Consider the following 24,756-nt stretch of genomic DNA (forward strand, 5'->3'; position numbering starts at 1 on the left):
CATGCTTACGAGCGAGAGCCAGGGATGGCGAACTGGCAGTTGTGCATGGATGCACTTGCTCCACGACTTTAAGCCGCTGGCACAGCGGCTATCATGGCTTTAAGCCAACTCTTCACCGACCGTGAACATTCAAGAAATTTCGCTAAATTGTAAGCTGGTGTAGCATGGCCTCATACACAACTTATAGAATTCATAACAATCTCTGAGTTCAGTGCCAAGGCCTGAACTGACCAGGGTAAGAAAGTCTTTTGCAGGTAAAAAGCAACCAAGCATAGGAATCACTTTGAAAATTAGGACAAGAGAACAGTTGGTCGATTTCGTAGACCAAGGGAATAAGGTCAAGTACATATTCTTCTGGGGACACCAGGAGAAAGGAGAACAAATTTCCAAGAGTTGTTTTAGTCAATGGTATGACGCAAAGTTTGAAGAAGAAGGCAACGTCTTCATTACTGCGGAGCATTACATGATGTATCACAAGGCAAAGCTATTTGGTGATGACATTGCATGTGAAAGAATCCTCCTTGCAACCAACCCTGGCGCAGCCAAAGCTATTGGTCGGGAAGTTGTCGGGTTCAACCAAGAAGTCTGGGATGAGAGACGCTTTGAAATAGTGCTTAATGCAAACTTAGCTAAGTTTGCTCAGCATACTGAACTAAAATCGTTTCTGCTTAATACTGGAAACCGTATCTTGGTCGAGGCTAGTCCTGTAGATAAAGTATGGGGGATAGGGCTCGCTCAAGATCATCCTGAATCTGAAATTCCCAGGAGATGGAACGGCTTAAACCTGTTAGGGTTTGCACTCATGGAAGTTCGCGATCGGCTCAGAAAAGATCTCTGACAATCAAAAGCCAAAAGAATAACAAGCTTCAAATAATGAATAAAAATTCATTTATTTTCTCTCCTCCTCTGGGTAGACTGAGCGCCCTCTTATCCAGAACATCATAATAAACATGCAATTAAGTCGTAGGCATTTTATTCAGGCCGGTTTAGCCGGTACCGCACTGGGGCTCAGTGGCTGCAGTAATTTCTCTCTATCTTCCCAGGAGCAAGCCCAAGCTACTGCCTCCAAGGGTCCCCTGGCGCTGAACTTCAATGAAAACCCGCTGGGGATGCCAAGCAGCGCCCGGGAAGCCATTATGCAACATATGGGCGAGGCGCACCTGTATCCCGACACTGCCCGTCAGGCCTTGCTCAAGCGCCTGGCAAGCTATCACGGTATCAGCCAAGAGCAGCTCATCTACGGCAATGGCTCTTCCGAAGTACTCAAGTTCGCCATAGATGCCATGGCCAGCGCTCACTGCCAGTTGGTGATGCCCAAGCCCACCTTTGACATAGTGGCCGACTATGCCAAGGCCCGGGGGCTCAAGGTAACAGAAGTGCCGCTGACCGCCGAGCTGCAAACCGATATCGCCGCCATGCAAGCCGCCGTGGCCGCGCACTCTGGCCCTTCCATTGTCTATCTGTGTAACCCCAACAACCCAACCGGCCTCTTGCTGCCCAAGGCGCCGGTTGCACAGTGGCTGGCCAAGGCCAGTCCCGAGCTGCAGTTTATTATTGATGAGGCCTACGGCGAGTATGCCGGTAGCGATTTCCAATCCGCGCTGCCTTTCATCCAAAATGGCCAGCAACACACAGTGCTGACCAAGACGTTCTCCAAGGCATGGGGAATGGCGGGACTAAGGGCCGGTTATGCCATTGCCGCTCCGGAAATGATAGCCGCCATGCAGGCCCAGGCGAGTTTTGACAACGCCAACCTGTTTGCCCTCTATGGGGCGGCAGCAGTGTTGGATGACAGCGCCTGGCTGGCGCAGACCCGCAGCAACAACTTAGAGGCCGGTGCCATTATCATTGCCACACTCAAACAACTGGGGCTCGACTATCTGCCGCTCAACGCCAGTTTTATTTTCCACCGCATCAAGGGCAATAATGAAGACTATCGCAAGCGGATGCAGCAGGCCGGCATTCTGGTGGGCCGCACCTTCCCAGGGCTTGAAGGCTGGAATCGCTTGACCTTGGGCACACCAATGCAGATGCAACAAGTTGCCAAAGAGATGCAACGTCTGCGTTTGGCAGGTTTGCTCTAATTTCTCTTTCAAGAGCTGTTTCAAGAGCTGTTTCAAGTGCTCTTTCAAGTGCCTTGACTTTTCGCTAGACTCGGACTTTCGCAGCCTTTTTCAGAAGGATTCTGATATGCAAGTCCAATCCATTCTGGGGGCGTTATTCGCCCTCGGTTTCTCCCTGTCGTTGCAAGCCGCCCCCGGCGAGCTGGTCATCAACAAAAATGCCAAGCCCAAATCTTCAAACCGCTATATCGAAGCCGTTCATAAAGAGATCCCGGTAGCGGGAGCCAGTGAGGCCCAGGTTCGCTATGCCATTCTCGAAGGAATGCTCAGCACCAAGGGCTTTGCCTGGGTATACGAGGGCGAAGGTGAGGGCTATATCCTGGCCCGTTTCGACTATCGCGGCGACACTAATGTGATGCGCATTGAATACGACGCCAACTATATTCAGCTTAAATACCACGCCGCCCTGGGGGATTTTGTCTGCAAGAAGCTGATTGATGATATCTGCTACAAGAATGGCCGCGGCTATTACAACTACATCAAGAATCTACGTCTCTCCATCGCCCAGGAGCTGAAAAAATCATGAAACGAATACTACTGCCGCTGCTGCTGAATCTGTTATGGCTAACCCCGGCTTCCGCCGAGACTGAATATCAATTGCAACGCTGGCAAAACCCTGTACCCACAGGTGGTTATGTGCAGGATATCCCCGCCATGTTGCAGCGGGCCGTTACCCGGGATAACTGGGAACTGGAAACTGCCGCTGATGGCACCTGGCTCGCCCGGCTCAATAACTACAAGGGATACACGGTCGAAGTAGAAGTCGCACGACAGGCACAGGAACTGCAGCTTAGCCTGATCTCCAGCCGCTGCGATTGCAAAATGGACCAGGCCAAAATCGACAGCTGGTTAATTCGCCTCAGGCGCAATATCGCCCTCGAAGTCACCAAAGCCGCCAGAGATGAGAGTTTGCGACAAAAGCTGAAGACCAAATATTAAGGGTATTCCCTTGATCGGCAAAGGTGTCGAAATCTTAAGTTAACAAAAACTTGCTAGTCTGTGCGCCGGAGCCTTTCATGCCACACAGCACAGGCTCCAAGGTGTGACAGTTGAAGCTTAATATCATTTACCGCTTTCACTCTGCCACACTTATGCTACCTTTCAGCGACGCTATAATAAGTAAAAATATGCAGCCTATCAGGAATAACGACTGCGAAATGGATCCTCGCCTCAGAATACGAGCCGACAGCAAGCTGCCGACTAAACCTAACAAGTGGGGATCTGTTTTATGTTCTTCAATAAATCGTCCAGACATGCGCTGGAACAATGTCAATTGCAGCTATCCAGGCAACTGGCAACAGTACAAGCCATAGAGCAGTCGCTTGCCTGTGTGGTGTTCACACCCGAAGGCACTGTGATAGAAGCCAATCGCCTGTTTGCCGAGTTGTTTGGCCTGGAACAGGAAAAGCTCAAAGGCATGCCTCACAAAAGCTTGTGTCAAACCGATTATGCCGCCTCAACCCAGTACCGCAGGTTTTGGGAGCAGCTCAGGCAGGGGAAAGCCGCTGCCGGGGTGTTTGAACGTCGCCATGCAGATGGCAGCAGCATCTATTTGCAGGCCACCTACTTCCCGGTGTTTGAGCAGGGTAAAGTCACCCGCGTCATGAAAATTGCCGCCGATGTCACCAACAGCCAAATGGAAACCGACACTCAAAAAGCAGTGGCCAACGCCCTGGATAACTCCCAGGCGATTATCGAGTTTGACCCCAAGGGCAATATCATTGAGGCCAATGCCAATTTTCTCGACGTCATGGGCTATACCAGGGCCGAACTGAAAGGACAACACCACAAGCTGTTTTGTGACGAGGCCTTCTACCGGGAACACCCCCATTTTTGGGAAGAGCTCAATAAGGGCCAGTTCAAGTCCGGGCTGTTTAAACGCTTCAATAAACTGGGGCAAACCGTCTGGCTTGAGGCCAGCTATAACCCGATACACAATGCCGCCGGTAAAGTAATCAAGGTGATTAAGTTTGCCAGTGATATCACCGCCAGGATAGAAAAGTCCCAGGCGATTAAGGAAGCGGCCGAAATAGCCCACAGCACGGCGCTGAATACAGGTGCCACAGTCGAGCAAGCCATAGACAGTCTCGACAGGGTAACTGCTACCTCAAACAACATAACCTATCAGGTACAGCAGGCCTCAGAGGCGATAGCTCAGCTCAATGAGCAGTCACGCCATATCCAGGCGATAGTCTCGACCATCAGCGCCATTGCCGAGCAGACCAATCTGTTGGCGCTCAATGCCGCAATTGAAGCTGCCCGCGCCGGTGAACAGGGCCGAGGCTTTGCCGTTGTCGCCGATGAAGTCAGGCAACTGGCGGCCCGCACCAGTGAGTCCACCAAGGAGATAGGCTCTGTCGTCAGTCAAAATGGTCAGCTTACAGACAAGGCCACCCGGGAAATGGCGGCGGTGGCCGAAGCGGCCAACCAAGGTAAAATCCAACTTCAGGATGTCGCGGACCTAATGAGCGCAATTCTCGATGGTGCCCGTAATGTGGTTGATACAGTCGCGTCCCTGTCCGATGAACATCAGGGACATTGATTCGAAGGCTCATCCCGCTCCTCTAAAAAGCCCCCCCCAGCCAAGGCCGGGGCTTTCGTCGGATCTTGAGTTTACCCAACGGTTCGTTTCGGCTATATCGCAACTGCGCCAGCGTCAGGCACAATGCGCGTGCAGATAAAAAGTTAACAGCGACAAAATAGCCGCTTGGACACGCCAAGCCTCAAGCAACTCAAATGAATAAGCCTCTTTTTTACTACTGACATAAAAAAGGGAAGCGCTGTGCTTCCCTATCATCCTTACCGGCTCAACTACGCAGTTGCCGGAAACACTCGGCAATAATCTCCAGCCCCTGCTGCAGATCCCTGTCACTGACGGTCAAAGGCACCAAGAGACGCAGCACATTGCCATAAGTGCCACAGGAAAGCAGGATAAGACCGCGCTCTCGCGCCAAGGTAAGGACTCGGGCGCAGTACTCCGGTTTTGGCACACCATCTTCAACCAGCTCCATGGCCACCATGGCGCCGAGGCCGCGAACATCGGCAATAAAGTCGTGCTCCTGTTGCAGCTTGCCAAGCGCTTCTTTAATGACAGCACCCACCTGCTTGGCCCGCGCCAGCAGCTGTTCCTTCTCGAAGGTTTCTATCACCGCCAGGGCGGCAGCGCAGGCAAGCGGATTGCCGCCATAGGTGCCTCCCAAACCGCCGGGACCTATGGCATCCATCATCTCGGCCCGACCGGTAATACCGGAGAGTGGGAAACCGCCGGCAATGGACTTGGCAAAAGTCGTGATATCGGCGGCAACGCCCATCTGCTCCATGGCAAAGAAGGTGCCGGTACGGCCGGCGCCCGTCTGCACCTCATCGGCAATCAGCACTATCCCTTCCTTGTCACACAGCTTGCGCAGCCGCGCCATAAACTCGGGGGATGCGGCATAGAAGCCGCCCTCGCCCTGCACCGGCTCAAGAATAATAGCGGCAATATCCGCCGGCTCGGCATCATTCTTGAAAATCTGCTCGATGGACTTCATCGCATCGTCGTCACTCACCCCATGCAGCGCGCAGGGATACTGGGCGCGAAACACGTTGGCCTGCATCAGCCCCATGCCCTTACTGTAGGGCGCCACTTTGCCGGTGAGCGCCAGCGTTGCCATGGTGCGGCCATGATAGCCTGAGGTAAAGGCGATGACGCCGCTGCGTTTGGTGTAGGCCCTGGCGACCTTGAGGGCATTTTCCACCGCCTCCGAGCCACTGGTAAACAGCGCCGACTTCTTGGCGAAATCCCCGGGAACCAGGGCGTTGAGTTTTTCGCAGACGGCCACATAACTCTCATAGCCCAGCACCATAAAACAGGTATGGGAGAAGTCTTCCAACTGGCGGGCAACCGCCTGCTTGACTCTGGGATGCAGGTGCCCGGTATTGAGCACGGCTATGCCACCGGCAAAGTCCAGATATTCGCGGCCCTCGACGTCCCATACCCGGGCATTTTCCGCCCGTTCCACAAACACAGGGTGTATCTGTCCCACACCCGGTGCCACTGCGGCCTGACGCCGCACCATCAGAGAGTCATTGCTTATCATCCTGCTATCCTCTGTTGTTGTCCCGGCATCGCCGGGACATGGGTTAATCAGACCGAGAGGCAGAGATACTTGATCTCCAGATATTCCTCTATGCCGTATTTAGAGCCTTCCCGTCCCAGCCCAGAGGCCTTGATGCCGCCAAAAGGCGCCACTTCGTTGGAGATAAGCCCGGTATTGATCCCCACCATGCCGTATTCCAGCGCCTCGGCGACTTTCCAGACTCTGGAGATATCCCTGGCGTAGAAATAGGCTGCCAAGCCAAACTCGGTATCGTTGGCCATGGCGATCACTTCATCGACACTGTCGAAGCGGAACAGCGGCGCCAGCGGGCCAAAGGTTTCCTCTTTGGCGACCCGCATGCTGCCATTCACCTCGGTCAAAATAGTGGGTTCGAAGAAGTTACCGCCCAGCGCCCGGCCGCCGGTCTTGACCCTGGCGCCTTTGGAGACGGCATCCTCAAGATGCTCCTGTACCTTTTTCACCGCATTCTTGTCGATAAGCGGCCCTGTGGTAATGCCGGATTCGGTGCCGACACCCACCTTGAGCTCGGCCACTTTGGCGGCCAGCTTTTCGCTAAAGGCATCGTAAACGGACGACTGCACATAGATGCGGTTGGCGCAGACGCAGGTCTGGCCGGCATTGCGATACTTGGAAATCATCGCCCCTTCCACCGCAGCATCCAGATCGGCATCGTCAAACACGATAAAAGGCGCGTTGCCGCCGAGTTCCAAAGACAGTTTCTTCAGGGTGGCGGCGCATTGCTGCATTAGATGAATGCCCACGCCGGTCGAGCCGGTGAAAGATAACTTACGCACCACGGCGCTTTCGCAAAGGGTATTGCCTATCGCCTTGGCATCACCGGTGATCACGCTGAAGACACCGGGAGGAATGCCTGCTTCAATCGCCAGGTAGGCCAGCGCCAGAGCGGTAAAAGGGGTCTGCGGCGCCGGTTTGACTATCATGGTGCAACCGGCCGCCAGTGCCGGTCCCGCCTTACGGGTTATCATCGCCGCCGGGAAGTTCCAGGGCGTAATGGCCGCAGTCACGCCCACGGGTTGCTTGATCACCAGCAGGCGCTTGTCCTGTTGATGGCCTGGGATAGTATCGCCGTAAACCCGCTTACCCTCTTCGGCAAACCACTCGATAAAGGAGGCGGCGTAAGCGACCTCACCACGGGCTTCTGCCAGAGGCTTACCCTGCTCAGTGGTCATCAGCAGCGCCAAGTCATCGGCGTGTTGATTGATAAGCTCGAACCAACGTTTGAGAATGCTGCTGCGCTCTTTGGCGGTCAACGCCCGCCAGGCCGGTAGAGCCCGCTCGGCGGCATCTATGGCTCTGCGGGTTTCAAATGCGCCCATCTCGGGCACACTGCCGATACGCTCGCCGGTGGCCGGGTTGAAAATATTGACCTTCTTGCCTGAGTCTGCGTCCAGCCACTGGCCTTCAATATAGGCTTGTTCACGCAGCAGCGCACTCTGGTTAAGTTTCATTGCGACTCCTTTAAATGGGCGCCAAGCGCCCTTGTACGGATAGGCATCAAATACCCAGTTTGTCCCTCAGGCTGTAATACCAGGCGCCGAGCGCAGAAAAGGGGACTCGCAGGGCATGTCCGCCGGGAAATGGATAATGGGGCAGGCTGGCAAAGGCATCGAAACGCTCCGCCTGTCCGGTCAGCACCTCGGCAATCAACTTGCCCGCCAGGTGGGTATAAGTCACCCCATGACCACTACAGCCCTGGGAGTAATAGATGTTGCTGCCAATCCTGCCGACCTGAGGCAAACGGGAGAGTGTCAGCAGAAAGTTGCCTGTCCAGGTATAGTCGATACGGACCCCTTTCAATTGGGGGAAGGTCTTGAGCAGCTTGGGCAGGATAATCGCTTTGATATTCTCCGGATCTCGGGCGCCGTAGACTACACCGCCACCATAGATCAGGCGTTTGTCGGCCGACAGGCGGAAATAATCCAGCAGATAGTTACAGTCCTCGACGCAGTAGTCCTGCGGCAACAGACTGTGGGCCAACTCATCACCCAAGGGTTCTGTCGTGATTACCTGGGTACCGCAAGGCATGGATTTAGCAGCAAGTTGGGGCAGCAGTTTGCCAAGATAGGCATTTCCAGCCACCACCACAAACCTGGCCTTAACCTGGCCATTGGCGGTATGTACTATAGGGTACTCCCCTTCGTCGATACGTACTACGGCCGAGTCCTCAAAAATTTTTCCACCGAGAGATTCCACCGCCCTCGCCTCACCCAGCGCCAGGTTCAGCGGATGGATATGGCCGCCACTCTTGTCCAGCAAGCCGCCGATATAACGGTCTGTATTGACCACCTGGCGAATGCCGGCATCATCCAACAACTGCAGCTGGTCTGTGTGGCCATATCGCTCCCAGAGGGCTTTTTGCTGCTGCAGATGCCCCATCTGTTTGCTATTGATGGCGGCAAATACCCCGCCGTTTTTGAGGTCACAATCTATCTGGTATTTTTCGATGCGTTCGCGGATGATGCGGCCGCCCTCGAAGGCCATTTCGCCAAAGAGCTTGGCCTGCGCCTTACCGACAGTGCTTTCTATCACGTCGAGATCGCGGCTGTAGCTGTTGACTATCTGGCCACCGTTGCGGCCAGAGGCGCCCCAGCCCACTCTGGCCGCTTCCAATACCACTACCTTGAAACCGGCCTCCAACAGGTGCAGCGCCGAGCTGAGTCCGGTATAACCTGCCCCAATCACACAGACATCGGTTTCCAGCACCTCGCTTAAGCTGTTGCGTTCACGAGTGTCATTGGCCGAATCGGCATAATAAGAGGAGGTGTGGGCAGTGGCAGTCATGGTTATTCCAGCCTTTATGTTTGTTATTTTTAACACTTGCATCATCCTACACAGTTAAATCGACTAAAACCAGTATAAAACGCATTATAAAACACAAATCGTTCAAAATTTAAAACACACAAAAGAGATAGCGGCGGTGGCTGTCACAGCCAACCGCCGAATTGTTATTCCTCTGTTTGTCTGCTGCGGCGTTCGGCGCGGCGCGCCAGATACCAAGACAGGAAAGCGATCAGGGATACCACCAGAATGATCAGTGTCGCCAGGGCGTTGATCTTGGGGGACACCCCGAGCCGCACCGAGGAGAACACCACCATAGGCAATGTAGTGGCGCCAGGTCCCGAGGCGAAGCTGGCAATCACCAGATCGTCCAGCGACAGGCTGAACGACAACAGCCAACCCGCCATCAGCGCCGGGGCTATCATGGGCACAGTTATCAGAAAGAAGGTCTTCAGCGGTGTCGCCCCCAGATCCATTGCCGCCTCTTCAATAGAGAGATCCAGCTCCCTGAGGCGCGATGACACCACCACGGCCACATAGGCGGCGCAGAAGGTGGAATGGGCAATCCAAACTGTCATCCTGCCCCGCTCAGCCGGCCAGCCGAGCAGATCCGACATATGCACAAACAGCAGCATCAGCGACAGACCCGTGATCACCTCGGGCATAACCAAGGGCGCCGTAATCATGTTCGACAGCGTCAGCTTGGCCCAGGAGCGACGAAAACGTGTCATCACAAAGGCCGCCATAGTGCCTATGATCACCGCCATGGTCGAGCTGTAGAAGGCGATTTGCAAACTGGTCCAGACCGCATCCAGTATCTGCTGATCGGCAAACAGCTCGGCATACCACTTGGCGGAAAAGCCGCCCCAGACAGTTACCAGTTTGGAGGCGTTGAAAGAGTAGAAAATCAGAATAAACATGGGGGCATACAGAAACACCAGCCCAATCCATAACATCAGGGTCGAGAAACTCAGCTTCTTCATATCTCTTTCTCCAGACTGCGGCTCTGATAGCGATGGAACAGGGTGATGGGCACAATCAGCAGCACCAGCATCACTATCGCCAGCGACGAAGCCACCGGCCAGTCACGGTTGTTGAAGAACTCCTGCCACAGCACCTTACCTATCATCAGCGAGTCCGGCCCGCCGAGCAGCTCGGGGATCACAAACTCCCCCACGGCCGGAATAAACACCAGCATGGAGCCGGCAATGACGCCGCTCTTAGACAGGGGCAGCGTCACTTTCCAGAAGGTATTGAGACTGCGGGAGCCGAGATCCGCCGCGGCTTCCAGCAGGCTGACATCCAGCTTCACCAAGGTGGCGTACAGCGGCAGTATCATAAAGGGCAGATACGCATAGATGATGCCGATATACACCGCCAGATTGGTATTGAGCATCTGCAGCGGCTCATCGACAATCCCAAGCCCCAGCAGCAGGTTATTGATAAGCCCTGTGTTACTCAAAATCCCCATCCAGGCGTAGACCCGAATAAGAAATGAGGTCCAGGACGGCAACATCACCAACAATAGCAGCACTGTCTGCAACCTGGCCGGCGCCCGGGCAATGGCATAGGCCATGGGATACCCCAGCAGCAGACAACCCAGGGTGGAAACCAGCGCCATCTTGAGCGAGTTGAGATAGGCCGAGTAGTACATGGAGTCGCTGAGCAGCAACAGATAGTTGCTCAGGTTGATAAATACCTGCAGCACTTCGTCGGCATACTGAAAACTTGGCTCATAGGGCGGAATGGCAATCGCCGCGGTGGAAAAGCTTATCTTCAGTACTATGGCGAACGGCAGCGCGAAAAACAGCAGCAACCACAGATAGGGAAAGCCTATGGTCAGGTGGCGGCCTTTGAATCCTAACTTGAGCTTCTTCATGATCTTAACACCACGCCACTGGTGTCCTCCCAGCTGATATAGACTTCATCATCCCAGGTGGGATGATCGGCGCGGCGTTCACGGTTGGTCATGCTGCACTGGACTATCTGACCATTGCCAAGGCGAATGTAATACACGGAGAAACCACCGAGATAGGCGATATCGTGGACTATGCCCTTGGCCCAGTTGTATTGCTCTTCGGGCTGCTCGCGGCTTATCAGGGTTTTTTCCGGCCTGACCGCCAACCAGACATGCTTGTCCTCGACACTGGTAGACACCCCATAACCCACGTAAAACGCCTGGTTCAGGCTCTCTGATTGAATGATCACATGGTCCACCTCATCGGCGGTGATCTCCCCCTCAAACAGATTCACTGTGCCGATAAACTCGGCAATCATCCGGCTGTTGGGGCTTTCATAGATATCCATAGGCGAGCCGGTCTGGGCTATCCAGCCATCGCTCATGATGGCAATCCGCTCGGCCATGGTCATGGCTTCTTCCTGATCATGGGTAACCATGACGCAGGTCACCCCTACCCGCTCGAGAATTTCCACCACCTCCAGCTGCATCTGGGTCCGCAGTTTTTTATCCAGCGCTCCCATAGGCTCGTCAAGCAACAGGAGTTTCGGCCGCTTGGCCAAAGAACGGGCCAACGCCACCCGCTGGCGCTGACCGCCGGAGAGTTGATGCGGCTTGCGGCGGGCATATTTTTCCATATGCACCAGCTTGAGCATCTCCTGCACCCGCTGCTCGATTTCAGCCTTGGGTAACTTGTCCTGCTTGAGACCGAAGGCGATATTCTGCGCCACCGTCATATGGGGAAACAGGGCGTAGGATTGGAACATCATATTGATGGGGCGTTCATAGGGCGGCAGATGGGTAATGTCCTGACCATCGAGAAAAATGCGTCCTTCGGTAGGCTTTTCAAAACCGGCCAACATTCTCAAAAGAGTCGACTTGCCTGAGCCTGAGCCGCCGAGCAAGGCAAAGATCTCGCCCTTGTTGATGGTCAGCGACACATCATCCACGGCGCGAACATCGTCAAAGAGCTTGCTGACCCGCTCGATTTTGAGCAGCACTTCATCCTGGGTTTTATTATTGGGTTTGACAGGAATGCCCGAGGTGATTGCCATAATACTTCTCCGCAAAATACCAAATGGGCGGCTCAGCGGCCGCCGCTGGTGGAACGAGTAAAGTTTGCCTGTACTACGCAATCAGGCAATGAAGGGGAATCTGGCCCCTGAGTTATTGTTATTGGCCGGATTTAACTTTGGTCCAAACCCGGGTCAGGGCCCGCTGGGCCTTGAGTGGACGAATTTCCCCCACATACAGGTTGTCCAGAGTTGCCTGTGGTGGATAGATGCCGGGATCGTTGCGGATAGACTCATCCACCAGTTTCTGCGCCGGAACATTGGGGTTGGCGTAGGAAACATAGTTGGAGATGGGGGCTATCACTTCCGGCCTGAGCAGGTAGTTGATAAAGGTCAGCGCATTGTCGACATTGCCGGCGTCGGCAGGGATGGCCAACATATCGAACCAGAGGTTAGCGCCTTCCTTGGGAATGGCATAGGCGATCTTGTTGCCGTTACCGGCCTCATCGGCGCGGGTAGCCGCCTGGAGGATATCGCCGGAGAAACCGAAGGCGACACAGATATCACCATTGGCCAGATCCGAGATATAGCGTGATGAGTGGAAATAGGTGATATAAGGCCGTATCTTGGCCAGCACTTCACCGGCCTTGTCAAAGTCGGACGCCTTGGTACTGTTGGGATCCAATCCCAGATAGATCAGCGCCTGCGGCACCATATCATCGGCCGAGTCCAGCATGGACATGCCGCAGGATGACAGCTTCTGGGCATACTTGGGGTTGAACATCAGTTCGAGCGAATCTGTGGGTGCATCCTCTCCCAGCAGCTCTTTTACCTTGGCGACGTTATAGCCTATACCGTTGGTGCCCCAGAGGTAAGGCACGGCATACTGGTTGCCCGGATCGGCCTTCTCCAGCTGTTTCATCAACTGGGGATCCAGATTCTGATAGTTGCTCAGCTTGCTTTTATCCAGAGGCTTAAAGGCCCCGGCCTTGATCTGCTTGGCAAGAAAGTTGTTCGAAGGCACGACAATGTCATAACCGGAGCGGCCGGAAAGCAGTTTGGCTTCAACCACTTCGTTGCTGTCAAATACGTCATAGATCACCCGGATCCCGGTTTCCTTCTGGAAGTTGGCCAGGGTATCTTCGGCGATATAGTCACTCCAGTTATACACCCGGACGACTTCTTCGGCCTGGGCCTGGGCCGTGGCAGCGGCCGCAAGGCCTCCCAACAGTGCCACAGACGTTACTTTGGTCAATAGCTTCATGCTCTCTCCTTTTACGGGTAGCAGCGGTTGTAACCCGCCTTCAATTGTTAACTTATTGTCATTGTTATTAGTGTCACCAATGCTACTCCCTAAAACCCGCATCGGCGCCTTGGCAGCAAGGTATATCATGCCCTTACCGCCAATGGCAGGCAATCTTAACCGTTCGATTTTTGTACATCCGCGTAGGTCATATCGAGCGCTTGTTTCGCCTTTGTTACCAACTCATCGATTTGATCCTGGGTTATCACCAGGGGTGGCGCGATGATCATAGTGTCTCCCACCGCCCGCATCACCAAGCCACTGGCAATGGAGTGTTCCCGGCACTGAGTGCCTACCCCAAGCTCAGCAGCAAAGCGCTGATGACTCGCCTTATCAGCGACCAGTTCCAGCGCGGCCACCATGCCAACGCCGCGCACCACACCCACCAGTGGATGCTGGGCCAAGACTTGCCGCAGCCGCTGCTGCAGATAAGGCGCGGTTTCCTCGGCCACTTTGGCGACTATGTTTTGCTGCTTCATCAGGCGCAAGTTTTCCAGTGCCACCGCGGCACTGAGTGGATGGCCCGAATAAGTGTAGCCGTGGGCAAATTCACCGCCCTTATCCAGCGCATCGGCGACTTTATCCGACACTATCACCCCGCCCATGGGGGCGTAGCCCGAAGTCATCCCTTTGGCTATGGTGATAAGATCCGGTGCAAGATCGTAATACTCGGCGGCAAAGTAACAGCCGGTGCGGCCAAAGCCGGTGATCACTTCATCGAGGATGAACAATATGTCGTACTTGGCGAGGATCTTTTTGATCTCCGGCCAATAGCTGTCCGGCGGGACTATCACGCCGCCTGCGCCCTGAATAGGCTCGGCAATAAAGGCCGCCACCTTGTCTTCACCCAGCTCGAGGATCTTGCTTTCAAGCTCGCGGGCACAGCGAATGCCAAACTCTTCGGCAGACAGTCCCTGGCCTTCGCCATACCAGTAAGGTTGGGCGATGTGAACTATGCCTGGAATGGGCAGATCGCCCTGGGCATGCATACCGCTCATGCCACCAAGACTGGCACCGGCAACTGTGGAACCGTGATAGGCATTGTGGCGCGAGATAATGGTTTTCTTCTCCGGCTTGCCCTGGATGTCCCAGTAATGACGCACCAGGCGCAAGTTGGTGTCATTGGCCTCTGAACCAGAGCCGGTAAAAAACACCTTGTTCATATGAGGTGGTGCCAGCGCGGCTATCTCGGCGGCCAGTTCAATCGCCGGCGGGTGGCTGCACTGAAAGAAGCTATTGTAGTAAGGCAGTTCCAGCAACTGATGCGCCGCCACATCGGCGATGGAACGCAGGCCATAGCCCATGTTGACGCACCAGAGTCCGGCCATGCCATCGAGAATTTGATTGCCCTGTGAATCCCAGATATAGACGCCATCGGCGCGGGTAATCACCCGCCCGCCGGCCTGTTTCAACGCCTTGGGATCGGTAAAGGGATGCAAGTGGTGGGCATGGTCCTTGGCCTGCCAGCCTTGAGTCTCTTGTGATTTCATCTCTCCCTCCTTAGACAGTCAGCAGCAGGAATTCCCGCTCCCAGGAACTCACCACCCGGCGAAAATTCTCAAGCTCGGCGCGCTTGACCGCGACAAAACCTGTGGTGAAGTCTTCCCCCAGATATTTACGGCAATATTGGCTCTCTTCCATCATGGCCATCGCCTCTTCCAGGGTCTGCGGCAAAGAGATCCCCGAGCGGTCTTCGTTGGCCCGGCCCTGCACCGGCGTCGAAGGTTTCACGTCTTCAACGATTCCCAAATAGCCGCACAACAAGCTGGCGGCAATGGCCAGATAGGCGTTGGCATCGGCCCCCGGGATACGGTTTTCAATGCGGCGATTTTGCGGTGAAGACTCGGGGATCCTCAGGCCACAGGTGCGATTCTCCTCGCCCCACTCCAGATTGACCGGCGCCGAGGTGCCTGGCAGGAAGCGGCGGAATGAGTTGACGTTGGGCGCCATCAACGGCAGAAATTCCGGCATAAAGCGCTGCAGCCCGCCGATATAACTGAGGAAGTTCTGGCTCATGGTGCCATCTTCGCGGGTGAAGATATTCTTGCCGGTTTCCTTGTCGATAACACTCTGATGCAGGTGCATGGCGCTGCCAGGCTCATTGGTCACAGGCTTGGCCATAAAGGTGGCGCAGACGCCGTGTTTGAGGGCGGCCTCTCTCAGGGTGCGTTTGAATACAAACACCTGATCCGCCAGCGCCAATGGATTGCCGTGGCTGAAGTTGATCTCCATCTGCGCCGTGCCTTCCTCGTGGATCAGGGTGTCGATATCCAGCTCCTGCGCCTCACACCAGTCGTACATATCCTCAAACAGGGGGTCATACTCATTGGCGGCATCGATGGAGAAGGACTGACGTCCGGATTCGGCGCGGCCGGAACGACCAACCGGGGGCTTGAGTGGCAGATCAGGATCGTCACTGCGACTGGTGAGATAAAACTCCATCTCAGGGGCAATCACCGGCTCCCAGCCCTTATCTTCATAGAGCTTGAGCACTTTTTTCAATACGTTGCGCGGCGACAGCTCCAGCGGATTGCCCATCTTGTCATAGGTATCGTGGATCACCTGAGCCGTGGCTTCCAGGGTCCAGGGCAACATAAAGACCGCGTTTTCATCTGGCACGCAGACAAAGTCGATATCGGCGCTGTTGAGCAGACCATAGTAGGCCTCATCATCGACATAATCGCCGGTTACGGTTTGCAGCAGCACACTCTCGGGCAGCCGCATGCCCTTTTCATCGATAAACTTGTCTACCGGGGCAATTTTGCCGCGGGCGATACCTGTCATATCGCAGATAACACATTCAACTTCGGTTATTTTTTGTTCTTTTAAGAAGGCTTCAAGCTTATTCATATTATTTATTCCGCTGTTGCGCCCTAAGACTGCAAGCCTCCCCAAAGGCCTTAAAAATTGCGCTGTAGAAGGGGTTATTTCTGACCTGCCATTCCGGATGCCACTGCACTCCCAAGGCGAATGCCTTGGCGTCGGTGACAGAGAAGGCTTCAATCAGACCATCTGGAGCATGTGCTTCAGGCCGCAACCCCTGACCCAGGCGCTCCACGCCCTGAGTATGGACGGAATTAACCATCGCATGGCTACGGCCCCAAGCGTCGAAAAGCATCCCTCCAGGTTCTATGCTGACCTCGTGGGACAAGCCATACTGCACCTCCAGCGGCGCGCTCTTGTCTTCTCTGTGTTCAATAAAACCACCCACTTCATAGAGCTTCTGGTGCAAACTGCCGCCGTAAACCACATTCATTTCCTGAAAGCCACGGCAGATCCCGAGCACCGGCACTCCGGCCTCTATGGCGGCGCGAATTAAAGGCAAGGTAGTGTCATCCCGCTTGGGATCATGGTGGGTGCCCGGCTCGCTGGCCGGGCCTTGGTAATGATGAGGTTCAACATTGGAGGGGGAGCCGGTAAACAATATGCCGTCCAGGCGTTCGAGCAGTTGTGCTATCGGGGTATCGGCCCCCAATGCCGGGATCACCAGGGGCCAGGCTCCGGCACCTTCGACCACGCCCAGGAGGTATTTCTCGCCAACAATATTGAAAGGATGCAGCCCCAACTGCTCATTGCATGCGGTTACACCCACCAACGCCATTGCTGCCTGTGCCATATCTCACCCCAAAACACTCAAATCCAGGTCTCAGTTTTGAACATTCACTAAAGCAAATGTTCATTTTTTCACACACTACACGGATTTTTTCGCACAGGCAAGAGGTTAATACCCTGTTAAGTATCGCCCCAACCAAAAACAACTTAAGCTGTTGTTTTTATATGAATAACTAGAAATTAGTTGCGCTTAACACAGGTGTGAACAAGCATGAACAAAGCAAAAAGTTGGCTTTGCATCACACTGGTTCAGCGGGCACCAATTCGGTGCACACGGGGTTATACGGTCGATATTATTTACACTTTCAGGCAAATATGCTGCCCGAAGTGAATTTACGGGCAGCAAATCGCAATCAGCTGAGGAAATGGAAGATCAAAAGTTGGCAGGAGTGGTGGCACTGACCAGATGACAGGGTTCATCGAAAGGGTTGCGGAACCTGTGTGGTTGTTCGCTATTGAAATAGTAGCTGTCACCGGCCTCCAGAATAAACACCTCTTCACCGACCGTCAGTTCAAAGCGACCGGTAATCACCAGCGCCGCTTCTTCCCCTTCGTGGCGCAGCATCTCTTCACCCGTATCGGCGCCCGGGGGATAAGTCTCTGACATCACAGACATGGCACGGTTGGGGTAATCCCGACCTATGAGCTTGAACTCCAGCGGCCCTGTGCCTATATCCAAAAGCTCATTGGAGCGATACACCACTTTTTGCTCGGTAGAGCCGTTTTCACCTATGGAGAAAAACTCCACCAGCGACATGGGGATCCCCGAAAGCACTTTCTTGAGTGAACTGACTGAAGGGCTGACACTGTTTTTCTCTATCATAGAGATGGTGCTGTTGGTCACCCCGGCGCGTTTAGCCAGCTCACGCTGGGACAGGCCTTTCATCTTTCTAACAGCCTTGAGGCTGGCACCTATATCCAAATCGCAAATCCCCCAAAAATCTCTTATCAGGCGGTTACAGGACACGGTCGGCAGCGGCTTCTGCACAAGGGCAACCAGGGTCCCGGTGAAATTGTTTTGTATTATATGACAAAAGCATGTTAAATAAAACGAACACTTTGAAGGCAAGAGTGCGACGACCGTCAGGTGTAACCAGCCGAGTCCAAACTTATAACAAGAACGGAGCCATGATGCCAATCCAGTCCCCCATTCACAGTGACAACTATCCCGCCTCTTTTTACCATGCGACCGCCAAAGAATTGTTTCAGCATCCCAGGCTGGAAGAGTCATTGGAGACAGATGTCTGCGTAATAGGCGCTGGCTTCAGCGGCCTCAACAGTGCCATAGAACTGGCTGAACGAGGCTTTGGGGTCACCATACTGGAAGCCAAAAAAGTGGGCTGGGGCGCCTCAGGGCGTAATGGCGGGGAGTTGATCCGCGGTATTGGCCATAATATTGAACAGTTTGAGCCAAGTATAGGTAAAGAAGGTGTGCTGGCTATCAAGCAGATGGGTTTTGAAGCCGTCGATATTGTCCGGCAACGGATCGCGCAATACCAAATCGATTGCGATCTGCGCTGGGGCTACTGCGATCTGGCGCTGAAACCAAGACATATGCAGGAGCTTGAGCTGGAGCTTACCGAGCTTGAGCAACTTAACTACCCACATAAGCTCAAGCTGTTGTCCAAGGAGCAGTTGCCCGAAGTCATAGGCTCTGAGCGTTATCTCGGCGCGCTCAGCGACATGGGCAGCGGCCATCTGCACCCTTTGAATCTGGCCCTCGGCGAAGCCCGTGCGGCCCGAAGCCTGGGGGTTAACATCTATGAAGACAGCGCCGCCACCGAAATCATCAAGGGCGAGCAGATACGGGTCAGGACTGAGGGCGGCGAAGTCCGTTGCCGCTATCTGATTTTGGCCGGCAATGCCTATATAGGTGCCAAACTCGAACCTCATATCGGCGGCAAGGTGCTACCGGCCGGCAGTTATCTGCTGGCGACCGAGCCCCTGTCGCAAGCTCTCTGCGCTGACATTATTCCGCAGAATATGGCCTTCGCCGATATGAGCATAGCACTGGACTATTTTCATCTGTCGGCCGACAACCGCCTGTTATTTGGCGGGCTGTGCAACTACTCGGGCAGAGATCCCAAGGACATTTGCGCCGCGCTCAGGCCCAATATGGAAAGAGTCTTCCCGGCACTCAAGGGCGTGAAAATAGATTATCAGTGGGGCGGCATGATAGGGATAGGCGCCAATCGTATGCCGCAGATAGGCAGGTTGCCGGATAGCCCCAACATCTATTTCGCCCAGGCCTATGCCGGGCACGGCGTCAACGCCACCCATATGGCGGGGCGTCTGCTGGCAGAAGCTATCAGTCAGCAGGCTGAGCGCTTCGATATCTTTGCCTCAATAGAGCATATGACCTTCCCGGGTGGCCCGGCGCTGCGCTCGCCCATTCTGGCGGCAGGCATGCTGTACCATAGATTCAAGGATCTATTCTGAACAAGGCCTGTTTTGAAAAGACCTGTTTTGAAGACAAGTGTATGTTGAATAGGGAGCCATTTTGAAAACAAGTGCAGCAAAGGCGTTGTGGCAGTCGTGAATACTCGCTTCGATATCAGCCGCATTCATACGCCGCTGGGGATTTTTCGCCTCAAGGGGGAACTGCAAGCCTCATTGCCGATACTCGTGTGCAGGCAGCTTGAAATTCTCGGCAGTGACGGCTGGCTGGAGCTGCGAGTCGAAGATAACCGCACTCAAGTGCTGCTCGATGCGCTGTTTGAACCTGTGCGTGAACATCTCAAGCCCTGAACTTAGCCTCTTTCCCCCCGTAATGCAGGGGGATTGTCTATTACAGCAAACCGATTAAATGGCTATCCAGGTCGCCTTAATCTCTGTGTATTTATCAAAAGCATGTAGTGACTTATCGCGGCCGTTACCCGACTGCTTATAACCACCGAAGGGCGCCGTCATATCGCCGCCGTCATAATGATTGATCCACACCATACCGCTTCTCAGCGCCTTGGCGGTTCTGTGGGCCTTGCTGAGATCAGAAGTCCACACACCGGCCGCCAGGCCATAGATGCTATCGTTGCCTATGGCTATCGCCTGCTCCATTCCCTCAAATTCAATCACACTCAGTACAGGACCGAAGATCTCCTCGCGGGCGATACTCATCTGGTTATTCACTTCACGAAACAGAGTCGGCGCCACATAAACGCCACCGGTTTCAGCCATGAGTTGCTCGCCGCCACAGGCCAGCACAGCACCTTGCTGCTTACCCGCCTCGATATAACCGAGAATAGTCTGCAGTTGCTGCTGATCCACCACCGCGCCACTGACGGTATCCGGATCCAGCGGATGCCCCGGCTGCCAGGATTTGAGTTCGTCGATAATGAGCGCTATCAGTTGCTCCTTGACCCCGGATTCCACCAGCAGGCGCGAACCTGCGGTGCAAACTTCGCCCTGGTTGAAGGCGATGGCCGAAGCTGCCGCCTGCGCCGCCGCCTTGAGATCCGGGCAATCGTTAAAGACTATGTGCGGGCTCTTGCCACCGGCCTCCAACCACACACGTTTCATATTGGACTGACCGGCGTAGACCATCAGTTGCTTGGCTATCTTGGTGGAGCCGGTAAACACCAGGGTATCGACATCCATATGCAGCGCCAGCGCCTTGCCAACGGTATGACCAAAACCGGGCAATACATTGAGCACTCCAGGCGGGATCCCGGCTTCCAAGGCAATGGCAGCCATACGAATCGCCGTCAAAGGGGATTTTTCCGAGGGTTTGAGGATGACAGAGTTACCGCTGGCCAGCGCCGGCCCCAGTTTCCAGCAGGCCATCAACAGGGGGAAGTTCCACGGCACAATCGCGGCCACCACCCCGACAGGCTCACGGGTGATCATGCCGATTTCATTGTCAGCGGTGGGCGCTATCTCGTCGTAAATCTTGTCAACCGCTTCGCCGGACCAACGCAAGGCCCTGGCGGCATTGGTCACATCCACCGACTTGGAAAAACGGATTGGCTTGCCCATATCCAGGGTTTCCAGCAAGGCCAGTTCATCACTATGAACCTCCAGCAAATCGGCAAAGCGTATCATCACCTTTTTGCGCTCTACCGGCGCCATTCTCGACCAGACTCCGGATTCAAAACTGGCTCTGGCACTGGCCACCGCCGCCTCGGCATCGGCCAGATCGCAACTGGCTACGGCGGCAAGCTTGTTGCCATCCACAGGGCTGATGCAATCGAAGGTCTCGCCGGATACGGCTGCACAATACTCTCCATGGATAAAGGCCTGGCCACAGATCTGCAATTGCGCGGCCAACTGCTGCCATTGCTGACGGGTTTGCGGTGTACTCATAAATCCTCTCATCTGCTTGCAAGCGGGCATTCCACTACCTCAGTAGGCCTATCGCGGCCAACTCGTGCAGCCATCGCCAGTTATTCGGGTCGCTCCAGATTAGCCTCGAGCACGGCATAAATTCAATATATTTTACAAAAATAGATTTTTTGGCATAAATAATTGCACACAGGCCTTCCATGTTCATTATTTCTGACATAGCATAGCGAAATATCAATCACCATTAACAAGCCCGCAACACTAAGGTTAATGCTTATGGCAGAGCTAAAACAACAGGCGAAAACACAGGGCAATCTCGATCACTACTGGATGCCTTTCAGTGCCAACCGTCAATTCAAGCAGACTCCCAGGCTACTGGCTTCGGCCGAAGGCATGTATTACCGGGATGTCGATGGCCGTCAGGTGCTGGACGGCACCGCAGGTCTTTGGTGCTGTAATGCCGGCCATGGCCGGGCGGAGATCAGCGAGGCGGTCAGCCGTCAGATCCGCGAAATGGACTATGCCCCCAGCTTTCAGATGGGTCATCCGTTGGCATTCGAGTTGGCCGAGCGCCTCAGTGAAATCGCCCCGCCCGGCATGAACCGTATCTTCTTTACCAACTCGGGCTCAGAGTCGGTCGACACAGCACTCAAGCTGGCGCTGTGTTACCACAGAGCCAATGGCGAGCCGAGCCGCAGCCGTTTTATCGGCCGTGAGCTGGGCTACCACGGTGTGGGGTTTGGCGGTATTTCGGTGGGCGGAATTGGCAATAACCGTAAAGGTTTCAGCCCGCAGCTCCTCGGCGGCGTCGATCACCTGCCCCACACTCTGGATATGAAAGCCAACGCCTTCAGCCGCGGCTTGCCCGAGCATGGCGCCGACAAGGCCGAGGCACTCGAGGGGCTGATTGCCCTGCATGGCGCAGAGAATATCGCCGCCGTTATCGTCGAGCCCATGTCAGGCTCGGCCGGGGTAATATTACCACCCAAGGGCTATCTCAAGCGCCTTCGGGAGATCACTCAAAAATACGGCATCTTGCTGATATTCGATGAGGTAATCACAGGTTTTGGCCGGGTGGGCGGCGCTTTTGCCAGCAACCACTGGGATGTGACTCCGGACATAATGACCACGGCCAAGGCGCTCAACAATGGCGCCATCCCCATGGGCGCGGTGTTTGTGCAGCAAGCGATTCACGATGCCTGTATGCAGGGCCCTGAGGCGATGATCGAGTTCTTTCACGGCTATACCTATTCGGGGCATCCGGTTGCGGCCGCGGCGGCACTGGCCACCCTGGATATCTACCGTGACGAAAAACTGTTTGAGCGCACTACAGCGCTGGCGCCCTATTTTGAGCAGGCGCTGCACAGTCTCAAGGGGCTGCCCAATGTCATCGATATTCGCAATACCGGCCTGGTGGGTGGCATTCAGCTGGCCCCCAGCCCGCAAGGTGTCGGCAAACGCGGCTATCAGATTTTCGAGCGCTGTTTCTGGCAAGGTGCGCTGGTACGGGCCACCGCCGACATCATAGCCCTCTCTCCGCCGCTGATAGTGGAAGAGTTCCAAATAGATCAACTGATTTCCACCCTGGCCGACGCCATCCAAACCGTCGACTGAAGCACACAGGATAGTTATGCGTATTTACAGCCACTATATAGATGGACATGAAACAGATGGCAGCCGGGCACAGGCTTCACTGCCGATTTTCAACCCGGCCAACGGCGAAGAGCAAGCCAGAGTCGCCCTCGCCTCCCAGGCAGATACAGAGCGGGCAATAGACTCGGCCAAGCAGGCTTTTGACGCTTGGTCAAAGGTATCGCCCCTTAACCGGGCGCGGGTGCTGTTTCGCTTCAAAGCCCTGGTGGAAGCCCAGTTGGATGAGCTGGCCGAGCTTATCTGCCTGCAACACGGCAAAGTGCTTGAGGATGCCAGGGGCGAGTTGGTTCGAGGACTGGAAGTGGTGGAGTTTGCCTGCGGCATTCCCCATCTTCTCAAGGGGGAACACACGGAGCAGGTTGGCACTGGCGTCGATGCCTGGAGCATCAATCAACCGCTCGGGGTGGTTGCCGGCATTTCGCCGTTCAATTTCCCTGTGATGGTTCCCATGTGGATGTTCCCGATTGCCATCGCCTGCGGCAATACCTTTGTGATGAAGCCATCGGAAAAGAATCCGGCGCCGGTACTCAGAATTGCCGAGCTGCTGACCCAGGCCGGGCTGCCGGATGGGGTTTTCAATGTTATCAACGGCGACAAGCTGGCGGTAGATACCCTGCTCTGCCATCAGGATGTTCAAGCCATCTCCTTTGTCGGTTCAACGCCTGTGGCCGAGTATATCTACAGTAAGGCATCGGCTCACGGCAAGCGGGTACAGGCACTCGGCGGCGCCAAGAACCACATGCTGCTGATGCCGGATGCCGATCTGGAACTGGCCAGTAACGCCCTGATGGGTGCGGCCTATGGCTCTGCCGGCGAGCGCTGTATGGCAATTTCCGTGGTACTGGCGGTTGCTGATGTGGCCGATGCCCTGATAGAAAAACTGCAACCCAAGATAGCCGCGCTCAAGGTAGGTAACGGCCTGGAGCCGGGTATGGAAATGGGGCCGCTTATCTCCCGCGCGCATCTGGACAAGGTCTGCAGCTATATAGACAGCGGTATACAGCAGGGCGCAGTTTGCCTGGTCGATGGCCGCAATACCTTGGCAGACAGCGAAGGTTTCTTTCTCGGTGCGACCCTGTTCGATGCCGTCACCCCTGAGATGCAGATTTACCGGGAAGAGATCTTCGGCCCTGTGCTTTGCATAGTCAGGGTGGCCGACTATGACTCGGCGCTGGCTCTTATCAATCAACATGAGTTCGGCAACGGCACCGCCATCTTTACCCAGAGTGGCGAGCTGGCGCGCGACTTTTGCCACTCGGTGCAAGTCGGCATGGTAGGGGTCAATGTGCCTATCCCTGTGCCTATGGCATTTCACAGTTTCGGCGGTTGGAAACGCTCGCTGTTTGGCCCACTGCATATGCACGGCCCGGATGGAGTTCGCTTCTACACCCGGCGCAAAGCCGTTACCGCCCGCTGGCCCAAACAGCTGAGTGCCGATTTCATCATGCCGACCATGAAATAGGGAGAGAGGGAGAGCCTGATGCACATCAACAATATCAGAGTACTGGCGCGCAATACTCCCGAGGTAAGTGAATACTCCATCGCCGAGGAAAAGCGTCTGCAGGGCGCGCCGCGCCAACGGCTGGAGAACCATTACTCCAGCCCCTGTGAACAGTTTCATACTGGGATTTGGCAAAGCGAAACAGGCACTTGGAAAGTTAACTACACTGAGCACGAGTATTGCGAAATCCTCGAGGGTAACAGTGTCATCAGCGATGAGCAGGGAAATCATCTCGAAGTTGGTCCGGGCGACAGGTTTGTTATCCCGGCCGGGTTTCGCGGCAACTGGCAGGTAACGGTTCCCTGCCGCAAGCTCTATGTGGTGTTTGAATCCAACAGATAAAAACAAAACCGCCATGAGGTCTCAGCATAGCTGCTGTTGTTTGGCATAAACCAGGCCGCGCCGGGATGTTCCCGG

The 24,756-nt window shown here is 54.9% G+C and carries 22 protein-coding genes; 10 read left to right on the forward strand and 12 right to left on the reverse strand.

What is annotated here, in order from left to right; all coding sequences use genetic code 11:
- The first annotated feature begins 283 nt into the window (after positions 1 to 283).
- The 5 genes from AYI96_RS13385 to AYI96_RS20680 all read left to right on the forward strand — a co-directional run bounded on the left by AYI96_RS13385 (position 284) and on the right by AYI96_RS20680 (position 4,665).
- Positions 284 to 838 (forward strand): NADAR family protein, encoded by a 555-nt coding sequence (locus AYI96_RS13385; protein WP_082014284.1) that lies wholly within the window; start codon positions 284 to 286, stop codon positions 836 to 838.
- A gap of 112 nt (positions 839 to 950) precedes the next feature.
- A complete protein-coding gene (locus tag AYI96_RS13390) occupies positions 951 to 2,084 on the forward strand; it encodes a pyridoxal phosphate-dependent aminotransferase (protein ID WP_144361764.1) in 1,134 nt (377 codons plus the stop codon).
- A gap of 106 nt (positions 2,085 to 2,190) precedes the next feature.
- Positions 2,191 to 2,649 (forward strand): hypothetical protein, encoded by a 459-nt coding sequence (locus AYI96_RS13395; RefSeq protein ID WP_144361765.1) that lies wholly within the window; start codon positions 2,191 to 2,193, stop codon positions 2,647 to 2,649.
- Entirely contained in the window at positions 2,646 to 3,062 is a 417-nt protein-coding gene (locus AYI96_RS13400; RefSeq protein ID WP_144361766.1) for a hypothetical protein, read from the forward strand. Before AYI96_RS13395 ends, AYI96_RS13400 begins: the two co-directional genes overlap by 4 nt.
- A gap of 289 nt (positions 3,063 to 3,351) precedes the next feature.
- Positions 3,352 to 4,665, forward strand: a complete 1,314-nt coding sequence (locus tag AYI96_RS20680) for a PAS domain S-box protein (RefSeq protein WP_144361767.1) — start codon at positions 3,352 to 3,354, stop codon at positions 4,663 to 4,665.
- Positions 4,666 to 4,930: 265 nt separating this feature from the next.
- Here AYI96_RS20680 and gabT read toward each other — a convergent pair whose 3' ends face one another.
- From gabT to AYI96_RS13460, 11 genes are all read right to left on the reverse strand, one after another.
- On the reverse strand, positions 4,931 to 6,202 hold the full coding sequence (gene gabT, locus AYI96_RS13410) for a 4-aminobutyrate--2-oxoglutarate transaminase (RefSeq protein ID WP_039034295.1): 1,272 nt from the start codon (positions 6,200 to 6,202) through the stop codon (positions 4,931 to 4,933).
- 47 nt (positions 6,203 to 6,249) lie between these two features.
- Positions 6,250 to 7,692 (reverse strand): NADP-dependent succinate-semialdehyde dehydrogenase, encoded by a 1,443-nt coding sequence (gene gabD / locus AYI96_RS13415; protein ID WP_039034296.1) that lies wholly within the window; start codon positions 7,690 to 7,692, stop codon positions 6,250 to 6,252.
- A 46-nt stretch (positions 7,693 to 7,738) separates the two neighbouring features.
- A complete protein-coding gene (locus tag AYI96_RS13420) occupies positions 7,739 to 9,025 on the reverse strand; it encodes an NAD(P)/FAD-dependent oxidoreductase (RefSeq protein ID WP_039034297.1) in 1,287 nt (428 codons plus the stop codon).
- A 164-nt stretch (positions 9,026 to 9,189) separates the two neighbouring features.
- Positions 9,190 to 10,005 (reverse strand): ABC transporter permease subunit, encoded by an 816-nt coding sequence (locus AYI96_RS13425; RefSeq protein ID WP_025009896.1) that lies wholly within the window; start codon positions 10,003 to 10,005, stop codon positions 9,190 to 9,192.
- A complete protein-coding gene (locus AYI96_RS13430; RefSeq protein WP_037436682.1) occupies positions 10,002 to 10,901 on the reverse strand; it encodes an ABC transporter permease subunit in 900 nt (299 codons plus the stop codon). Before AYI96_RS13430 ends, AYI96_RS13425 begins: the two co-directional genes overlap by 4 nt.
- Positions 10,898 to 12,034 (reverse strand): polyamine ABC transporter ATP-binding protein, encoded by a 1,137-nt coding sequence (gene potA, locus AYI96_RS13435; RefSeq protein ID WP_025009894.1) that lies wholly within the window; start codon positions 12,032 to 12,034, stop codon positions 10,898 to 10,900. The genes AYI96_RS13430 and potA overlap by 4 nt, the downstream gene beginning before the upstream one ends.
- Before the next feature lie 118 nt (positions 12,035 to 12,152).
- On the reverse strand, positions 12,153 to 13,256 hold the full coding sequence (locus AYI96_RS13440; protein WP_144361768.1) for a polyamine ABC transporter substrate-binding protein: 1,104 nt from the start codon (positions 13,254 to 13,256) through the stop codon (positions 12,153 to 12,155).
- Between the two features lie 155 nt (positions 13,257 to 13,411).
- Entirely contained in the window at positions 13,412 to 14,785 is a 1,374-nt protein-coding gene (locus tag AYI96_RS13445) for an aspartate aminotransferase family protein (RefSeq protein ID WP_144361769.1), read from the reverse strand.
- Between the two features lie 10 nt (positions 14,786 to 14,795).
- Positions 14,796 to 16,145: a glutamine synthetase family protein gene (locus tag AYI96_RS13450; protein ID WP_028780689.1), complete on the reverse strand. Its 1,350-nt coding sequence runs from the start codon at positions 16,143 to 16,145 to the stop codon at positions 14,796 to 14,798.
- A 1-nt stretch (position 16,146) separates the two neighbouring features.
- A complete protein-coding gene (locus tag AYI96_RS13455; RefSeq protein ID WP_071477026.1) occupies positions 16,147 to 16,911 on the reverse strand; it encodes a gamma-glutamyl-gamma-aminobutyrate hydrolase family protein in 765 nt (254 codons plus the stop codon).
- Between the two features lie 369 nt (positions 16,912 to 17,280).
- A complete protein-coding gene (locus tag AYI96_RS13460; RefSeq protein WP_039034340.1) occupies positions 17,281 to 17,829 on the reverse strand; it encodes a cupin domain-containing protein in 549 nt (182 codons plus the stop codon).
- A 209-nt stretch (positions 17,830 to 18,038) separates the two neighbouring features.
- Between AYI96_RS13460 and AYI96_RS13465 the strand changes: the two genes are divergently transcribed.
- Complete coding sequence (locus AYI96_RS13465) at positions 18,039 to 19,346, forward strand: NAD(P)/FAD-dependent oxidoreductase (RefSeq protein WP_144361795.1); 1,308 nt, start codon at positions 18,039 to 18,041, stop codon at positions 19,344 to 19,346.
- Positions 19,347 to 19,433: 87 nt separating this feature from the next.
- On the forward strand, positions 19,434 to 19,655 hold the full coding sequence (locus tag AYI96_RS13470) for a hypothetical protein (RefSeq protein WP_144361770.1): 222 nt from the start codon (positions 19,434 to 19,436) through the stop codon (positions 19,653 to 19,655).
- A gap of 54 nt (positions 19,656 to 19,709) precedes the next feature.
- Here the strand turns inward: AYI96_RS13470 and AYI96_RS13475 are convergent, their stop codons facing one another.
- Complete coding sequence (locus AYI96_RS13475; protein WP_039034303.1) at positions 19,710 to 21,206, reverse strand: aldehyde dehydrogenase; 1,497 nt, start codon at positions 21,204 to 21,206, stop codon at positions 19,710 to 19,712.
- Between the two features lie 255 nt (positions 21,207 to 21,461).
- Here AYI96_RS13475 and AYI96_RS13480 point away from each other — a divergent pair, with 255 nt between their 5' ends.
- Genes AYI96_RS13480 through AYI96_RS13490 form a run of 3 tightly spaced genes read left to right on the forward strand, consistent with a single transcriptional unit; the run spans position 21,462 to position 24,681 of the window.
- Positions 21,462 to 22,799, forward strand: a complete 1,338-nt coding sequence (locus AYI96_RS13480; RefSeq protein WP_144361771.1) for an aspartate aminotransferase family protein — start codon at positions 21,462 to 21,464, stop codon at positions 22,797 to 22,799.
- Between the two features lie 16 nt (positions 22,800 to 22,815).
- Entirely contained in the window at positions 22,816 to 24,300 is a 1,485-nt protein-coding gene (locus AYI96_RS13485; protein ID WP_144361772.1) for a CoA-acylating methylmalonate-semialdehyde dehydrogenase, read from the forward strand.
- Between the two features lie 18 nt (positions 24,301 to 24,318).
- Positions 24,319 to 24,681, forward strand: a complete 363-nt coding sequence (locus AYI96_RS13490) for a cupin domain-containing protein (protein WP_144361773.1) — start codon at positions 24,319 to 24,321, stop codon at positions 24,679 to 24,681.
- Positions 24,682 to 24,756: the final 75 nt, after the last annotated feature.

This window comes from Shewanella sp. MSW, assembly GCF_007636515.1.
Taxonomy (GTDB): Bacteria; Pseudomonadota; Gammaproteobacteria; order Enterobacterales; family Shewanellaceae; genus Shewanella; species Shewanella indica.

Bases quoted from the DNA above. Each gene is read 5' to 3' on its own strand.
- AYI96_RS13465 (WP_144361795.1), top strand. From the start codon at position 18,039: ATGCCAATCCAGTCCCCCATTCACAGTGACAACTATCCCGCCTCTTTT.
- potA (WP_025009894.1), bottom strand. From the start codon at position 12,034: ATGGCAATCACCTCGGGCATTCCTGTCAAACCCAATAATAAAACCCAG.
- AYI96_RS13420 (WP_039034297.1), bottom strand. From the start codon at position 9,025: ATGACTGCCACTGCCCACACCTCCTCTTATTATGCCGATTCGGCCAAT.
- AYI96_RS13475 (WP_039034303.1), bottom strand. From the start codon at position 21,206: ATGAGTACACCGCAAACCCGTCAGCAATGGCAGCAGTTGGCCGCGCAA.
- AYI96_RS13430 (WP_037436682.1), bottom strand. From the start codon at position 10,901: ATGAAGAAGCTCAAGTTAGGATTCAAAGGCCGCCACCTGACCATAGGC.
- AYI96_RS13425 (WP_025009896.1), bottom strand. From the start codon at position 10,005: ATGAAGAAGCTGAGTTTCTCGACCCTGATGTTATGGATTGGGCTGGTG.
- AYI96_RS13455 (WP_071477026.1), bottom strand. From the start codon at position 16,911: ATGGCACAGGCAGCAATGGCGTTGGTGGGTGTAACCGCATGCAATGAG.
- AYI96_RS13480 (WP_144361771.1), top strand. From the start codon at position 21,462: ATGGCAGAGCTAAAACAACAGGCGAAAACACAGGGCAATCTCGATCAC.
- AYI96_RS13450 (WP_028780689.1), bottom strand. From the start codon at position 16,145: ATGAATAAGCTTGAAGCCTTCTTAAAAGAACAAAAAATAACCGAAGTT.
- AYI96_RS13400 (WP_144361766.1), top strand. From the start codon at position 2,646: ATGAAACGAATACTACTGCCGCTGCTGCTGAATCTGTTATGGCTAACC.
- AYI96_RS20680 (WP_144361767.1), top strand. From the start codon at position 3,352: ATGTTCTTCAATAAATCGTCCAGACATGCGCTGGAACAATGTCAATTG.
- AYI96_RS13390 (WP_144361764.1), top strand. From the start codon at position 951: ATGCAATTAAGTCGTAGGCATTTTATTCAGGCCGGTTTAGCCGGTACC.
- AYI96_RS13485 (WP_144361772.1), top strand. From the start codon at position 22,816: ATGCGTATTTACAGCCACTATATAGATGGACATGAAACAGATGGCAGC.
- AYI96_RS13490 (WP_144361773.1), top strand. From the start codon at position 24,319: ATGCACATCAACAATATCAGAGTACTGGCGCGCAATACTCCCGAGGTA.
- AYI96_RS13445 (WP_144361769.1), bottom strand. From the start codon at position 14,785: ATGAAATCACAAGAGACTCAAGGCTGGCAGGCCAAGGACCATGCCCAC.
- gabD (WP_039034296.1), bottom strand. From the start codon at position 7,692: ATGAAACTTAACCAGAGTGCGCTGCTGCGTGAACAAGCCTATATTGAA.
- AYI96_RS13440 (WP_144361768.1), bottom strand. From the start codon at position 13,256: ATGAAGCTATTGACCAAAGTAACGTCTGTGGCACTGTTGGGAGGCCTT.
- gabT (WP_039034295.1), bottom strand. From the start codon at position 6,202: ATGATAAGCAATGACTCTCTGATGGTGCGGCGTCAGGCCGCAGTGGCA.
- AYI96_RS13395 (WP_144361765.1), top strand. From the start codon at position 2,191: ATGCAAGTCCAATCCATTCTGGGGGCGTTATTCGCCCTCGGTTTCTCC.